The 15,664-nt window shown below is 62.9% G+C and carries 9 protein-coding genes and 2 pseudogenes; 4 read left to right on the top strand and 7 right to left on the bottom strand.

The genetic code is table 11. The features are described 5' to 3' along the window. Positions 1-18: 18 nt before the first annotated feature. From TMS3_RS15395 to TMS3_RS15385, 3 genes are all read right to left on the bottom strand, one after another. Entirely contained in the window at positions 19-1,182 is a 1,164-nt protein-coding gene (locus tag TMS3_RS15395) for an isovaleryl-CoA dehydrogenase (protein WP_025166177.1), read from the bottom strand. Between the two features lie 29 nt (positions 1,183-1,211). Continuing rightward, the gene (locus tag TMS3_RS15390; protein ID WP_025166176.1) at positions 1,212-1,610 is read right to left on the bottom strand and encodes a MerR family transcriptional regulator; all 399 of its coding nucleotides are present in this window, start codon (positions 1,608-1,610) and stop codon (positions 1,212-1,214) included. Between the two features lie 337 nt (positions 1,611-1,947). After that, positions 1,948-3,663, bottom strand: coding sequence for a S8 family peptidase (locus TMS3_RS15385; protein ID WP_200929674.1), 1,716 nt, complete (start codon positions 3,661-3,663; stop codon positions 1,948-1,950). Between the two features lie 727 nt (positions 3,664-4,390). On the opposite strand from TMS3_RS15385, the gene TMS3_RS15380 reads away from it, so the two are divergent. The 4 genes from TMS3_RS15380 to qhpG all read left to right on the top strand — a co-directional run bounded on the left by TMS3_RS15380 (position 4,391) and on the right by qhpG (position 10,063). Further along, positions 4,391-6,298, top strand: a complete 1,908-nt coding sequence (locus TMS3_RS15380; protein ID WP_025166174.1) for a sigma-54-dependent Fis family transcriptional regulator — start codon at positions 4,391-4,393, stop codon at positions 6,296-6,298. 63 nt (positions 6,299-6,361) lie between these two features. Then, a complete protein-coding gene (locus tag TMS3_RS15375; RefSeq protein ID WP_025166173.1) occupies positions 6,362-8,095 on the top strand; it encodes an ABC transporter ATP-binding protein in 1,734 nt (577 codons plus the stop codon). Continuing rightward, positions 8,085-8,762, top strand: a complete 678-nt coding sequence (qhpE, locus tag TMS3_RS15370) for a subtilisin-like serine protease QhpE (protein WP_025166172.1) — start codon at positions 8,085-8,087, stop codon at positions 8,760-8,762. Before TMS3_RS15375 ends, qhpE begins: the two co-directional genes overlap by 11 nt. Next, entirely contained in the window at positions 8,759-10,063 is a 1,305-nt protein-coding gene (gene qhpG, locus TMS3_RS15365; RefSeq protein ID WP_025166171.1) for a flavin-dependent monooxygenase QhpG, read from the top strand. Before qhpE ends, qhpG begins: the two co-directional genes overlap by 4 nt. 198 nt (positions 10,064-10,261) lie before the next feature. Here the strand turns inward: qhpG and TMS3_RS25985 are convergent. The 4 genes and pseudogenes from TMS3_RS25985 to TMS3_RS15350 all read right to left on the bottom strand — a co-directional run. Then, positions 10,262-10,807, bottom strand: a pseudogene (locus TMS3_RS25985) (methyl-accepting chemotaxis protein); the annotation flags it as partial. A 312-nt stretch (positions 10,808-11,119) separates the two neighbouring features. Continuing rightward, positions 11,120-12,199, bottom strand: a pseudogene (locus tag TMS3_RS25980) (PDC sensor domain-containing protein); the annotation flags it as partial. Between the two features lie 293 nt (positions 12,200-12,492). Next, entirely contained in the window at positions 12,493-13,836 is a 1,344-nt protein-coding gene (locus TMS3_RS15355) for an alginate export family protein (protein WP_025166169.1), read from the bottom strand. A gap of 73 nt (positions 13,837-13,909) precedes the next feature. Next, complete coding sequence (locus tag TMS3_RS15350) at positions 13,910-15,403, bottom strand: aldehyde dehydrogenase family protein (protein WP_025166168.1); 1,494 nt, start codon at positions 15,401-15,403, stop codon at positions 13,910-13,912. Between the last annotated feature and the right edge of the window lie 261 nt (positions 15,404-15,664).

Here is a 15,664-nt window from a genome sequence, read left to right as displayed (position 1 = left end):
TTACATCCGGGCTACGGCTTAACGTGTCTCGTTGAACAGCTCGCGGCCGATCAGCATGCGGCGGATCTCACTGGTGCCGGCGCCGATCTCGTAGAGCTTGGCGTCGCGCAACAGGCGGCCGGTGGGGAATTCATTGATGTAGCCATTGCCGCCGAGAATCTGGATCGCGTCCAGGGCCATCTGCGTCGCGAGCTCGGCGCTGTAGAGGATCACCCCGGCAGCGTCCTTGCGCGTGGTCTCGCCGCGGTCGCAGGCCTGGGCCACGGCATACAGATAGGCGCGGCTGGCGTTGAGCTGGGTGTACATGTCGGCGACCTTGCCCTGGATCAACTGGAACTCGCCGATGCTTTGGCCGAACTGCTTACGGTCGTGGATGTAAGGCACGATCACGTCCATGCAGGCCTGCATGATGCCGATCGGACCGCCCGACAGCACCACACGCTCGTAATCCAGGCCGCTCATCAGCACTTTCACGCCGCCGTTAAGCACGCCAAGAATGTTCTCGGCCGGTACTTCGACGTCATCGAAGAACAGCTCGCAGGTGTTCGAGCCGCGCATGCCCAGCTTGTCGAACTTGCTGCCGCGCGAGAAACCCTTCCAGTCGCGCTCGACGATAAATGCGGTGATACCGTGCGCGCCTTTCTCCAGGTCGGTCTTGGCGTAGATCACGTAGGTGTTGGCATCCGGACCGTTGGTGATCCAGGTCTTGCTGCCGTTGAGCACGAAGTGGTCGCCGCGTTGTTCGGCGCGCAGCTTCATCGACACCACGTCGGAGCCGGCATTTGGCTCGCTCATCGCCAGCGCGCCGATGTGCTCGCCGCTGACCAGTTTGGGCAGGTACTTGGCCTTCTGTTCGGCCGTGCCGTTGCGGTTGATCTGGTTGACGCACAGGTTGGAGTGGGCGCCGTAGGACAAGCCGACCGAGGCCGATGCCCGGCTGATTTCTTCGATGGCCACCACATGGGCCAGATAGCCAAGGCCCGAGCCGCCGTACTCCTCGCTGACGGTGATGCCGAGCAGACCCATGTCGCCGAACTTCTTCCACATGTCGACCGGGAACAGATTGTCACTGTCGATGGCGGCGGCGCGCGGCGCCAGTTCGGCGGCGACGAAGGCCTGGACCTGGTCACGCAGCATGTCGATGGTTTCGCCGAGGGCAAAGTTGAGGGACGGATAGCTCATGGTTCCACCTGTCATAATAATTATGAGGTTTAGGCTGTAATGCCTTGTTTTTTATCGGTTTCAGCTAGTGCGCTGAGGCAGCGTTCTTCGGCCGTATCCAGTTCCAGCTGCATCTGTTCGATGTCCAGCAGCTGTTGCTGCAGCTGGCTGCGACGTTCGGCAATCTTGTGCATGAAGGTTTCCAGTTGCTTGCGATTGCCATGCACCGGGTCGTACAGCTCGATCAGCTCCTTGCACTCGGCCAGGGAGAAGCCGATGCGCTTGCCGCGCAAAATCAGCTTCAGGGTGACCTTGTCCTTGCCGCTGTAGATACGCTCCTGACCACGTCGCTCGGGGCTGAGCATGCCTTGCTCCTCATAGAAGCGAATGGCGCGGGTGGTGATGTCCAGCTCGCGGGCCAGGTCGGAGATGCTGTAGGGAGCAGCCATGGAAATCGTCTCGCTCATTTACCTTTACGTTAACGTAAAGCTGGGCGTGCATTAAGTCAACAGGGAGTAAGGTGGTGACTTGGTTGACCAGCTCATTGCTTTTTGAATAGATCTGTATATATAACAATAACCTATGAGATAAACTTAAAGCACAATGTAGTCGCTCACAGTTCAACTCATACATAAAAGGTAAGGCCCGCTTTCGCGGGCCTTACCTTTTATGTAGCGGCTGAGAGCTAAATCAGCTTCTTGGCAGGCCAGCTCCCCGGCCATTCTGCAGGCAGGGGCTTAGCCGTTGCGACGCAGTCCCAACCAAGGAAGTGGAGCCCAGCGCAGCTTAGTGACGCGCCACCAGGCTGGCTCCGGAATAGCTGGAGTAGCCGCGGATCATCACATGGTAGGTACCGGCCTGTGGGGCAGGGAAAGTACAGGTCTCGTTATTGCCGTTGAGGTAGGGACGGCAATCGAAGCTCCCGGTAGTCGGCGCAGAGCCAAAACGCACATAGAGGTCGGCATCGCCGGAACCGCCGGACAGAGTGAACGACAGGCTGCTGACTCCTGACGGTACGGTGATGCTGTAGCGCGTCTCTGAACTCCTGCTGCCTGCCAGGCCGGTAAGTGGCTGCCCATTGAACAAGGTGTCGTCATTGCTTGGTGGGCTACCGGCCTGGACATTGATCGCCGCCCGAGCATCGACGATACCCGTCCCGCATCCTCCGGCACAGCTGCCGGGCAGAGGGCGGGTGGTGCTTTTCAGATTGCTCTCCACCTGTGCCGGGGTCTTCACCGCCGCTGCCTGCATCAGCGCGACCACCCCGGCGATGTGCGGGGCGGCCATGGAGGTGCCGTTGTACGCGGCGTAGCTGGCAGTGCCCGGCGTGGTGGTGCCGCTGTTGAGCGTGGAGAGGATGCCCGAGCCCGGTGCGGCCAGGTCCACTATCGAGCCGTAGTTGGAGAAGCTTGAACGCGACCCGCTGCGCGTGGTGGCGGCCACCACGATGACGTTGTTGCAACTGGCCGGGTTGAAGTTGGCGGCATTGGCGTTTTCGTTGCCAGCTGCCACCACCACGGTGCTGCCACGCCCCACTGCGCTGTTGATCGCGTTCTGCGTGGTGATGCTGCAGGCGCCGCTGCCGCCGAGGCTCATGTTGATCACCTGGGCCGGGGTCTTCGTTAGCGGAACGCCGCTGACGCTGCCACCCGATGCCCAAACGATGCCGTCGGCGATGTCCGAGGTGTAGCCGCCGCACGTGCCGAGCACCCGTACCGGCATGATCTTGGCGCTGTACGCCACACCTGCCACGCCATCGCCGTTGTTGGTGACTGCCGCCACGGTGCCAGCGACATGGGTGCCGTGCCAGCTGGAATCGCTGGGTGCGTCGCACTGGCCGGTGGTCCAGTCACCCGGGTCGGATGGGTCGGCATCGCGGCCGTCACCGTCGTTGGACACCGCCGTGTCGGAGATCAAGTCGTATCCGGCGATCACGTTAGCGTTCAGGTCGGGGTGGTTGGTGATGCCGGTATCCAGTACCGCGACCACCACGCCGCTGCCGGTGGACAGGTCCCAGGCGGCGGGCGCGTTGATCCCGGCGGTGGGCTCGTAGTAATGCCACTGTTCGTTGTAACGCGAGTCGTTCGGAGTAAATACCGGTTTGAGCAGTGCGTCGACTTCGATGTACTCGACATTGGGATTCGCCGCGATCTGTTGCATCAAGGCCTCGGCGCCTGCGCGATCAAGTTTGCGCTCGGACCTAATCACATCGGCGCCGACGGCCATACGCCGTAGATGGCCAACGGCCAAGCCCTGCAGCAGCCCGGCATTGTTCAATGCCTGGGCACGCATACTGCTACTGGCCAACTCGTTGCTGCCTGCGCGGTATTTGACGATGAAACGGTCATAGGTTTGGCCTGCCTTGAGCATGCTGGTGTTGATGCGATCGGTGCCAATGTCTGGTACCGCGAAGGCCGTGGGTACTACCATCGCCAATGTGCAAGCGGTAGCAAGCGCATGGGTACGCAGTGCACGGGTAGTGCTAGTGCGGATAGAAGTCACGTTTGAATATCCCCTGTGTATAGGTGGGTAACGAGGCCACGGGTTGTGGTCTCGTCGATTCCTGACAGTTTTGGGACGTTCTGCCGAGTTGTTCAGGCTCCAGCAGAGGGCTCTGATTCGGCATCTGCCAAACCAGCCTCTCGCGAATGCAAAGACCTAGGTCCTTGTCTGCGGACTGCACATCCCTGTGTTTAGAGAAACGCCTAACGCTGCGAGTCTCTTTGCCATACAGCCCCGCGAAGTGGTGCTGTATGCCTCTAGCGCTTATCCCTCAGGCCTGCGCCGCAGCTGGTCCGCTCAGCGAAACAAGCGAGCCAGCGGATACCAATGAACAGGCCTGACAGCACTATGGTTCCATTTGCGTTGGTCAGCATAGACCCGTTTAACAAGAGTGCTAATGGGTTCACAACCCCAAGGAGCTTGCCCGGCTAAGGGACGGGTATATGCCGAGCGTTATTCGACCTTGGCGGTACTGGGCAGCTAAACAGGAACAGGCATAGGAATTGCCTTGTTTGTTAACCTTTACGTTAACGTAAGCATGTGTCAGCCTGACTGCTATACGAGTGCGGGATCACTGGCTGTACGGATGTCCGCCATCCGACGGGCATAGAAGCCTTTACCCGCATGGGCTAGGGGTGTAGACATTCAAAATAAGTAACTCCACCACCGCATGGTTAGCCTGGAATCGAGCGGGTTGGCGCTGCGGATGCAGGCGCTGGAGCGAGAGATGGCACAAGAGATTCGAACAACAATGGCCACCGACCCTTTGCAAGAATCACGGCTCGCGCGATTGAAACTGATCAACGAGGGCGAGTTGCCTCATGGCGTGTTGCGCGAGGAGATCGACGCCTCCTGGCGGCGCAGCCTCGATTATGGCTTGAGCTGCCTGGAGAACGAGGCGGCGGGACTAGAGCAGGACAACGACCTGCACCTGCTACTGGCGAGCAATCGCCTGCTGATCGATGCCGCCACTCCTGAGCTGGAGTACTTGATCAACCAGCAGGGCAAGGCAGGGCTGGTGATCCTCGGCGATGCCCAGGCCAATATCCTTGCCCTCGACGGACAGACCCACTACCTGAGAGAGTTCGGTCTGCGTGATCTCAAGCCCGGCAGTTGCTGGAGCGAATCGCTAAGGGGTACCAACGCCCTGGGCACCGCGGTTGCGGAAGGGCGACCGACCTTGATCAACTGTGGCGAACACTACCTCGATCGCCTCAGCCGGTTCTCCTGTACCTCGGTGCCGATCAAAGACGCCCAGGGTGCGGTGATCGGTGTGCTCGACCTGACCCGTGACGGTCACATGAGTCACCCCCAGGATAACCTCGCCACCCTGATGCTGGCCGCCAGCAATATCGAGAGTCGTCTGTTTGCCAGCGGCTATCCCGAGCACTTGGTACTGGCCTTTCACAGTCGGCCGCAATACCTGGGTTCTGCCTGGCATGGGTTGTTGGCGTTGAGCCTCGACGGTGAAGTGTTGGCGGCCAACGAACAGGCCTGTGGCCTGCTACAGATGAGCCGCGCGACGCTGGTCGGTCGGCGCAGTAGCGACTTGCTCGGCACTCGCTCCCCGCAACTCATCGGTCGTCTACTGCAGGGTGCAGTCAGCAGCGTGCAGACCGTCAAGGGTGAGTTCTATTTCAAGGCCCTGCAGCTGCCCCGGCATTCCAGCCTGGCTACAGTCCCGGCGCATCCGCCGCGCGGCGCGCAGACCAAGGCCCTGGGCCTGGACGAACTGGCTGCTGGTGACAGCCGCTTAACCCGTGCCTTGCGCCATGCCCGCCAGGGCCTGGCGGGTGACCTGCCGGTGTTGTTGCTGGGCGAGACCGGTACCGGTAAGGAAGTGGTCGCACGGGCGCTGCACCAAGCCAGCGCGCGAGCCGACAAACCCTTTGTCGCAGTCAACTGTGCGGCGATTCCCGAAGGCCTGATCGAGTCCGAGTTGTTCGGCTACCGTGAAGGCGCCTTCACGGGCTCACGTAAGGGCGGCATGGTTGGCCGCTTGATGCAGGCTCATGGCGGCACCTTGTTCCTCGATGAGATCGGCGATATGCCGCTGAGCCTGCAGGCGCGTCTGCTGCGCGTGTTGCAGGAGCGCAAGGTGGCTCCGTTGGGCGCAGGCGAGGAGCAGAGCATAGACATAGCGGTAATTTGCGCCACCCACCGTGATCTCAAACGCCTGGTCCAGGACAAGAGTTTTCGCGAGGATCTCTACTACCGGCTCAACGGTGTAAGCCTACGTCTGCCGGCGCTGCGCGAGCGTGAGGACCTGGCCGGGATGATCGTCAGAGTGCTGCATAAACTCGGCGCCGAGCAGATCAGCCTGGACTCAGATTTGAGCGAAATGCTCGGTGGTTATGACTGGCCGGGCAATATCCGTCAGCTGGAGATGGTCCTGCGCTCGGCCCTGGCCATGCGCGAAGAGGGTGAAACCGTGCTGGGACTCGAGCACCTGACCGACAGCCTGCTGGATGAGCTGACCGCCAGTTGTCGGCAGCCGGGTAGTATTCGCGAGAGTGAGCTGGAGCTGATCCGCAGCTCCCTGGAGCGCCATCAGGGCAATGTATCGGCCGCTGCCGACTCGCTGGGCATCAGCCGCGCTACGTTGTACCGCAAGCTCAAACAGTTGCGGGCCTGAGCCAATGCCACTGTGCCCATCCATTACAGGCGCGCTTAAGATTGCGCTGCCCATCGAGTCACGATGATTGCCTTACTGACCCGCTTGATCGAGACCCGTGATCCAGTGCTGTTCGGCCAGGCCATGACCTGGCTGTACGGCTTCGTGCGCCCCCATCAGCGTGCCATCCTGGCACTGCTCGGGCTGTCATTCTGCGCTTCCATGCTGGTGCTGGCACAGCCCTGGCTGACCAAGACGCTGATCGATGACGGCCTGTTGGCCAAGGATTTCGACAAACTGGTGCAGGTGGCCGTGGCCATGATCGTGGTCGGTATCTTCAGTACCCTGCTTGGTGGGCTGAACCGCTACCTGCACACGCGCCTCTCCGGGCGCATTCTGTTTGCTCTGCGTGACGCGCTATACCGCCATCTGCAAGGCCTGTCGCCGGCCTTCTTCGGCCGACGGCGGATCGGTGACCTGCTATCCCGGCTGGATGGTGATGTGGCCGAGATACAACGCTTTGCCGTTGATGCATTGTTCTCCGCGGTTTCCAGTGTGATCGGTCTGATTGGCGCCATCGCCCTGATGCTGGCGCTGTCCTGGCAACTGTCGCTGCTGGTGGCCGTGCTGATTCCCCTCGAGGTGGTCTGGTTGCGTTGGATGCGCCGAAAGGTCGAGCGCGACGTGCGCAGCCTGCGCGAGCGCTCGGCCGACGTGTCTTCCTTTCTGGTGGAAACTCTGCCGGCGATGAAATTCATCCAGGCTGCCGGCCAGCAACGGCGCGAATCGCAGCGCCTGGAACACCTCGGGCAAGGCTACATGAGCCAGTTGTTGAAGCTGCAGGTCACCGAGTTCTTCACCCACGCGGTGCCCGGCACCCTGACCTCGTTGTCGCGTGCCTGCGCCTTCATCATCGGTGGCTACTGGGTAGTGCAGGGCACCTGGCAACTCGGCGCGCTGATTGCCTTTTCCACCTACCTGGGCATGGCCGTGGGTCCGGTACAGAGTCTGCTCGGCCTGTATGTGGCTCTGCAGCGCATGACTGTCAGCCTCGGCCGGGTGATGGAGCTGCAGCGCGAGCCGGCCCAGGTGAGCCAGCCCGAGCAGCCGGTTGAGCTTCCTGCAGGCAATGGTGAATTGCGTTTTGAAGGCGTCTGGTTCGCCCACGAGCATGGTAGCAATGCCGTGCTGCGGGGGGGCGATACCTTCATTCCGGGTGGGCTCAAAGTCGCCATCAGCGGCGCCTCCGGTGTTGGTAAATCCACACTGATCGACCTGTTGCAGCGCTTCTACGATCCCGATCGCGGCTGTATCCGTCTGCACGGCTGCGACCTGCGCGAGTTGGACCTGTTCGAACTGCGTAAGCGTATCGTCGTGGTCAGCCAGGATATCGTGCTCTTTCGCGGCACCCTGGCCGAAAATATTGCCTACAGCACCCCTGGGGCCAGCCGCGCGGCCATCGCCGCAGTGGCAAGCCAGGCCCGCCTCGATAGTTTGATCGAGGGGCTACCGCTGGGGCTCGACAGCCCGATCGGCGAGCGTGGTCAGCAGCTATCCGGCGGCCAGAAACAGCGCATCGCGATTGCCCGCGCGCTGCTCCAGGATCCGCTGATTCTGGTGCTGGATGAAGCCACCTCGGCGGTCGATGAGAGCACCGAACGTGAAGTGATCGCCGCCATCGACCAGCTATTCGCCGCACGCACACGCATCGTGATCAGCCATCGTGCGTCCACCCTGGCTCAGTCCGATTTGCACCTGCATATGGCGGCCGGGCAGTTGTCGCGGCTGGACAGCGCACCGGTGAGCCATGTCGACTGAACCGCGCGTTGGTGTGATCGACAGTGGTCATGGGCCGCAGCAGGCAGCGCTGGTCTGCGTCGCGCAGCGTTTCTGGCTGGATGCCGAGCAGCTGCGGCAGGGGGCCGTCGAGCCGGACCTGCTCGGCCACGGCACGGCAGTTATTGCCACCCTGAAGGAGCAGGCGGGCTCGCTGCAACTTTGCGTGGCCCAGGTATTCGCCGGGCGCGGGTCCACCACTCCGTTGCAGATCGCCGCTGCCATCCATTGGTTGATCGAGCAGCGGGTGGTCTTGATCAACCTCAGCCTCGGCCTGCGTCAGGATCGCCCGCTGCTGCGCGAGGCCTGCGCCGCCGCAAGCGAGGCCGGCATCCTGATCTGCGCCTCCAGTCCGGCTCAGGGAGCACAGGTATTTCCCGCCGGCTATCCCGGCGTGTTGCGCATTACCGGCGATGCGCGCTGCGCCGCCGGACAATGGTCCTGGCTCGACAGTGCCCAAGCCGACTTTGGCGCGCCGGTCCGCGCCGACAACGGCCTGGCTGGCGCCAGTGTCGCTTGTGCGGCCCTCAGTGGGCAGATCGCCGCTTTTCTGCGGCGTGAGCCCGGAGCAGGGCGTCAGGCCGTCATCGACTACCTGCGTCAGGGGGCTAGCTATATCGGTCCGGAACGCCGCGGGGTGGCAACATGAGTGCGCCGCGCATCCTCGTGCTCGGTGCCGGGCCGGCCGGCGCCGCAGTGGCGCTGGGCCTCAAGCGCCTGGGCTATGGCGTACGGGTAGTCAGCGAATGGCGGCGCTTCGCTGCGGTGGAAGGGGTGTCGCAGCGGGTCCTCGACGGCCTGCGGCAGGCCGGCTTGATAAAGGCTGGGGCTTGCGTCAATGCCGCCTCAGCACGCCGGGTGAACTGGAATGGCATCACACAGGGGTTCAATCAGGAGTTTCTCGTCGATCGGCCAACCTTCGATGCGGCGATCCGCGAGGATCTGCATGCCGCCGGTATCGGGCTGGTCGAGGCACGGGTACGTTCAACGGAGTCCAGTGCCTGCGGGCATCAGCTGCAGATCGAGCCGGGTACGCGGCTGCACGCCGACTTTCTGGTTGAAGCCCGCGGCCGCCAGGCCCCGCTGGGCGGTAGGCGTCAGCGCGGACCGGAAACCCTTAGCCTGCTCAACCAGTGGCAGGCTGAAGAGGGCAGTCCGGCCTCGGCAGTGGAAAGCTTGAGCGACGGCTGGGCCTGGATGGCGCGCCTGAGCGATGGCCGTTGTTATTGGCAGATCACCCTGGATGCAGGGGCCAACGACTTGCCGAGCAAGGAGCAGCTCGCCGACTGGTGTGCGGTGCGCCGTGGCCAGTCGTCCCTGGTGCGTGAACTGTTTGGCGCTCAGGCGCTACACCCGGCCACTGTGCATGCGCGCAGCAGCACCGCCACTCTGTTCCATGAAGTCGCGGGGACTAATTGGTTGCGCGTGGGGGACGCCGCCATGGCCGTGGACCCGCTTTCCGGCAACGGCATCTTCCAGTCGTTATCCTCGGCCCTGCAGGCCCCAGCAGTGATCAACACCCTACTGCAACGACCCGAGCGCGCCGAATTAGCCCGGCGCTTCCACCAACAGCGGGTGGAACAGTTGTTTCTGCGCTTTGCCCGCACCGGGCGGGATTTCTATGCCATGGAACAGAACTGGCCTGAGCAGGCCTTTTGGCAGTCCCGGTGCCGTTGGCCGGACGCCGAGCCGATGCATGCTGCGGCCGACTTCAGCCAGGTGCGGGTGCAACGTGCTCCGGTGATACGTGGCGACTTGATCGAAGAGGTCGAGGTGGTGATCACTCCTGATCAGCCCCTGGGCATCTGGCATATGCAGGGGATCGAGCTAGCGCCGCTGCTGCGCGCCCTGCGGGCCGGGGCGGGAGTGGATGAGGTGCTCGACAGGGTGGCGCCGGAGCGCCGAGCCATGCTCCGCGCCTGGCTGGGCGCCCAGGGCTGTGCCATTTAGCCTCGCTCGCTGCGCGGGGAGCGCGTAAGCAGCGGCCCGGCGCTGCCTAGGGTTGAGCAAATTCAGCAGGTAAAGGTGTTTGCGCACCTCGTTGTCGAGGCTGAGCCGGAACGCAGCAGCACCGCAGGCTAGTGGTCATGCCTAGCCTGCGCTACACGCTCTTGTTTCCTGTAGTGGCGTGGCGGGATCCTCTATTGACTAGACGCGGAACTGCTCGGCCAGTTGCTGCTGCTGACTCGCCTGATGATTCAGGCTCTGGCTGACCTGCTGGGCCTCCCTGGCCTGCTCCGAAAGCGATTCGGTGACGTCGCGGATGACCATTACGTTGTGGCTGATCTCAGCGGCCACCGTGCTTTGCTGTTCGGCGGCGCTGGCGATCTGCAGGTTCATGTCGCCGATAACTGTGACCGCAGCGCCGATCCGGGCCAGGCTGACGGCGGCTTGGCCGACTTGCTGTACGCCTTCTCTGGCCTGGACAGTGCCGCTCTGCATGGCGTCCACCACCTCGCGGGTGCTGTCCTGCAGCTGCTCAATGACCTGGCGGATCTCCTCGATCGAGTCGCGGGTGTTGCGGGCCAGGTTGCGCACCTCGTCGGCGACTACCGCGAAACCGCGCCCGGCGTCCCCGGCCCGGGCGGCCTCGATTGCCGCATTCAAGGCCAGCAGGTTGGTCTGTTCGGCGATCGAGCGGATCACCTCCAGTACCGAACCGATCCTCTCGCTGCTGGCGGCGAGGCCCTCGACCTGGGTCATGGCGGCTGCGTTCGCGCGTGCCAGGCCATCGATGGTACGGGTGGTATGGTCGATCACGGCAAGTCCTTCTCGGGCGGCCTGATCGGCGCCCTGGGTAGCTTCGGCGGCCTGGGCGGCACTGCGGGCGACGTCCTGGGCTGTCGCGCTCATCTGGTGCGAAGCGGTCGCGACCTGATCTATCTCCCGGTATTGCTGCTGCATGGCCGTGCTGATCCGCTCGGCGATAACCGCCGAATGATCGGCACTGCCATGGGCGTCCCGAACCAGGCGCTGGAGATCCGCGATCAGTGGCTGCAGGCGGTCGAGGAAGCGATTGAACCAGCCGCTCAACTCGCCCAGTTCATCGCGGTGGAGGTATTTCAGACGCCCAGTCAGGTCGCCCCCGCCGTCGGCGATGTCCTTGAGCTTGGCCGCAACGTCGAGTATCGGCCGACTGACGCCACGAGCCGTCAGCCAGGCGATCAGCAGGCCAGCCAGCGCCGCCAGCAGGGCGTACTGCAGCGAATATCCGGTATCACGAGCATTGCGGGCGTCCAGTTCACCTTGCAACTGCAGGGCAGGCTGCAAAACCGTCGCCATGGGGACGCTGAGCACCACACCCCAGGGGGCGGCATCGGGTATGGGCTGTAATGGGGTGAGCATGCGCAGGTGTTTGTCGCTTGCCTCGACATGGGCCTTGCCTTGGCGTAGCCATTCAAGCAGTTCGCCATCGTTATCCAGCGGCTGGCCGAGCAAGGCTGCGTCGACGCTGTGCCCGGCGAGCAGGCCGGATGGACTGACAATACTGATCCCACCCGCACCGTCGTAAAGCTTTCGGCTGCCTTGCTGTACCAGTTGCTGCAGGTTCTGCAGGCTGATGTCCATGCCGGCGACGCCGATGACCTTGCCGTCTTCGAGCAGGGGAAACGACAGCGTGGTGATGAGGATGCGCTGTCCGGATGTATCGTCGAAATAGGGCGACAGCAGACAGGGCCTGAGCGTCGTCTTCGGACAGTCGAACCAGGTGCTGAAGGGGCTGCCATCTAACCCTGGGGTGTTGTCTGCGATCAAGGCTTCGCTGACGGCCATGTTGCTTGATTGACCATCGCGCTGCGACCAGTAAGTGGCGAAGCGGCCTGTTTCGTTGCTGCCCAGGACATGCTGTCCGGCAAAGCCGGAATCGTCGCCATCCAGCGCGTCGGGCTCGAAGACCAGATAAAGGCTGAGCAGTTGCGGATTAGTCTGGAGGCCTTCCTTGACCTGCTCGTTCAGGCTGCGCCGCAGTTGCGCCGGCTGCCATTGCTGCTGGCGCGCCAGGCGGAGCAGTTGCTGAGTATGGCGGGAGAAACTCAGGCCTTCCTGGTAGCTGGCAAGCAGGTAGTTCTGGAAGGTCAGGCCCTGCATCTGGCCCTCAGCCAGAAGGCGCAGGTGCGCTGCATCCTTGAGCATCTGTGTATTGCGCTGTTTGACCTGCATGCTGTTGTCGCTCATGCGCTGCAGGGACAGGCCGACCAGTACGGCAACAATGACCAGCAGGCAGATACCAACCAGCCACGTGATCCGCCACTGGATCGAAAGGCGATTGACGGGCATAGCTAAGCTTCCTTGTGCAGATGTGATTGCGAAGGGGGGCTCCGACCCGCCTTGAGCGGGGGAGTGGTGGCCGCGCCAGCTCAGGGGGCCGGTGTGCCTGCGGCCTAGAAGAAGGTTCCAAGCACCAGTTGCAGATAGGTGTTGGTGCTGTTCCCGCCAAGTTGCAGACCACCTTGCTCGCTGCTGCGATCAGGTTTGTAGAATCCGAGCAGCGGGCTGATCAGCAGGTGGTCGTTGACCAGCCACTCCGCGTACAGGTCGAGCTCTCGGCCACCGAGGTTGCCGAGATTCTCCTCCAGGGAGTTGAAGTCGAAGTACAGCGCGCCCAGCGTCAGGTTCTCCCGCGGTGCAGCCTTGAGGCTGACGTGGTGGACCTGAGTGTTGCTATTGAAGGGGCCGGCGTAGTTGGCCGCCACTTCACCCTGGAACCAGGTGCCATAGCCACGACTGAGGCCATAGAAAAGCGGGTCGAAGACCTCCGAGAAACGGCTGTAGCGGTAACTGGCTGTGGGCGACCAGGCCAGGTCGGCGAAGGTCCAGGCACTCTCCAGGAACCAGGCATTCTCGCGGCCGCTGTGCTTGTTCTGGGTGACGTACTCGCCGGCCAGTTCGAGGTTCTCCACCCCCAGGCCGCCGCGGCCACGCAGACTGACGGTATCCATGCCGTCGCGCTCCTGCAGTCCGATGATTTCGGCGAAGCGCTGGTTGACATCTAGGCCGCGGATCCAACTTATGCCCAGGGTGCCGAGTTCGCCGACCTGTTCGAGGTTGGCGACGGCCAGTTCGGTTTCTGCCTGGAAGCGGTTGTCGGATTTCAGCCACATCAGGTCCCCTCGCCAGCCTTGGCTGCCGCCCAGGCGCAGCACGGCGGTCTGGTCGAAGGCCTTGCGCCCGGCCAGGTAGTAGGCGCCGCCACGGTCGAAGTCGGCGCCCAGATCCACATCGCCAACGCTCACCGGATCACCCTGGATGAGGAAGCCGTCACCCAGGGTGACGATTTGGCGGCCACCGGAGATGTCCACCCCGTCTTCGCCTAGCCAAGGTACTAGATTCCCCGACTGCCAGCCGAGGTAGGCGTCCTCCACGGCGGTACGCCGTTCGCTGCCCTCGGTCAGGCCTGCGGCGTCGCCGTCACCCCAGGTGCCTGAGCTGAGTAGGTTGAAGGCGCCGTACAGGGTCCCATTGCCGGCCAGGCCCTGGCCGCCGCTGAGGCCGTACTTGATATAGCCTTCGCGCCAACTGGAACTGCCCTTGCTGCGGTTACCCACCAGGTCATAGTTCTCGCTGCTGCGAATCGCTGTGAAGATGGCTTCAAGGTCGGCGTTGAGGACGCTGTCGCCCTGGTTGGATAACTCGAGGGCCGAGGCTGAGGTGCCGTCCAGGGCGCAACCGATGGCCACGGCAAAGGCGAGGGGCAGGCGGAGTCGATCACGGGTTAAGTGGTTCATACCGTTTCCTATTTTGTTGTTGTTTTTTTAGGGGGAGGGCGGACGGCGGCTACCGTCGCCCGGATGCACGGATTCAGAGTTTGATCAGCACCGACTTCAGCTCGGTGTAGTGCTCGATGGCCGCTGCGCCCATCTCGCGGCCGACGCCGGACATCTTGTAGCCGCCGAACGGCAGGGCCGGGTCGAGGGCGCTGTGGCAGTTGACCCACACCGAGCCGGACTTGATCCGCGGGATCATGCGGTGCACCGCAGCCAGGTCGTTGGACCAGATGCTGGCGCCGAGGCCATAGGGATTGTCGTTGGCCATGCGTACCACTTCGTCGAGGTCATCGAAGGGCATGGCCACCAGCACCGGGCCGAAGATTTCTTCTTGGACCAAGCGGTGTTTTTGGTCGACATCGACCAGCACTGTGGGTTTGACGAAGTAGCCGGGACCAAAAGCCTCGCCGCCGCAGGCCAGGGTGGCGCCCAGCTCACGTCCCAGATCGATGTAGCCAGTCACGCGTTGCTGCTGTTTGGCGGAGATCAGTGGACCCATGGCCACGCTCGGGTCCAGACCGTTGCCCAGTTTCATGCCGTTGGCGATACCGGCGATATCGGCCACCACATTGTCGAAGTGCTTGCGCTGCACATACAGGCGCGAACCGGCGCAGCAAACCTGGCCCTGGTTGAAGAAAATGGCACTGGCGGCGCCGGCGGCGGCGTCCTGCAGGTTGGCGTCGGCCATGACGATGGTTGGCGACTTGCCGCCCAGTTCCAGAGTTACCCGGGTCATGTTCTCCATGGCCGCCTTGCCGATCTGCTTGCCGACTTCGGTTGAGCCGGTGAAGGTCAGCTTGTCCACGTCCGGGTGCTGGGTCAGGGCAACGCCCGCATTGAGGCCGGTGCCGGTGACCACGTTGAACACGCCGGCCGGGTAGCCAGCTTCCAACACCAACTCGGCCAGCTTGAGCGCAGTCAGCGGGGTCTCGTCGGCGGGTTTTAGCACCATTGTGCAACCAGTGGCCAGGGCTGGGCCGAGCTTCCAGCAGGCCAGCAACAGGGGGAAGTTCCAGGCGACTATGGCGCCCACCACGCCCACCGCTTCGCGGCGGACGAAGCCATGGAACTGCTCATTGGGCATCAGCGGCAGGGACGGCTCGACAGTGACGCCCTCGATCTTGGTGGCCCAGCCGGCCATGTAGCGCAGGAAGTCGATGGCTAGCTGAACGTCCATTACCTGGGCCACTGCGGCGCTCTTGCCGTTGTTCAGGCACTCCAGTTCGGCCAGTTCTTGGGCGTCGCGTTGCATAAGCTCGGCCAGACGCCACAGCAGGTTCTGCCGCTCACGTGGGCGCATGCGACTCCAGGGCGAGTCGTCGAAGGCCTGGCGGGCGGCGCGCACCGCCAGATCGACGTCCTGCTTGTCGGCAGACGGCACCTGGCCCAGCACCTCGCCGGTGGCGGGGTTGCGGTAATCCATGGTGGCGCCATTGGCGGCATCCAGCCTGTGCTCGCCGATCAGCATTTGCTGCTTGCGGCCGATGAAGGCAAGGGTTTGCGGGAGGATGGGTAAGTCAGCGGACATGGAGTAGAGCCTCTATTGTTAGATTTGGCAGGGCGCATGCGACACGCCGGTCAAAGGCACAATCGCAACCCCCGTGCCAAGCCCGCTAAACACGGCTAAGTGACTGAACATAAATGGATTTGTCTGATTGATCAGACATCGTGGCGGGGTCTCTCTGTAGCAGTTTGAGACGCCATGAGACAGCGCCTGGGACAGCGCTGGGGTGTGCTTTCCAGGCTGCTTCGCGGAGTTGTCTCAGGCTGCAACAGCCTGTCGCGAAAT

Origin of the sequence: Pseudomonas taeanensis MS-3, from assembly GCF_000498575.2 — a bacterium.
In the GTDB taxonomy this organism is placed as follows: Bacteria; Pseudomonadota; Gammaproteobacteria; order Pseudomonadales; family Pseudomonadaceae; genus Aquipseudomonas; species Aquipseudomonas taeanensis.
Note: the sequence above shows the minus strand (reverse complement) of the source record. Positions and strands in the feature narration are given on the sequence as shown.

What these genes read in the sequence shown, in the direction of transcription:
- TMS3_RS15395 (WP_025166177.1), bottom strand. Translation starts at nt 1,182, where the DNA reads ATGAGCTATCCGTCCCTCAACTTTGCCCTCGGCGAAACCATCGACATG.
- TMS3_RS15390 (WP_025166176.1), bottom strand. Translation starts at nt 1,610, where the DNA reads ATGGCTGCTCCCTACAGCATCTCCGACCTGGCCCGCGAGCTGGACATC.
- TMS3_RS15380 (WP_025166174.1), top strand. Translation starts at nt 4,391, where the DNA reads ATGGCACAAGAGATTCGAACAACAATGGCCACCGACCCTTTGCAAGAA.
- TMS3_RS15375 (WP_025166173.1), top strand. Translation starts at nt 6,362, where the DNA reads ATGATTGCCTTACTGACCCGCTTGATCGAGACCCGTGATCCAGTGCTG.
- qhpE (WP_025166172.1), top strand. Translation starts at nt 8,085, where the DNA reads ATGTCGACTGAACCGCGCGTTGGTGTGATCGACAGTGGTCATGGGCCG.
- qhpG (WP_025166171.1), top strand. Translation starts at nt 8,759, where the DNA reads ATGAGTGCGCCGCGCATCCTCGTGCTCGGTGCCGGGCCGGCCGGCGCC.
- TMS3_RS15355 (WP_025166169.1), bottom strand. Translation starts at nt 13,836, where the DNA reads ATGAACCACTTAACCCGTGATCGACTCCGCCTGCCCCTCGCCTTTGCC.
- TMS3_RS15350 (WP_025166168.1), bottom strand. Translation starts at nt 15,403, where the DNA reads ATGTCCGCTGACTTACCCATCCTCCCGCAAACCCTTGCCTTCATCGGC.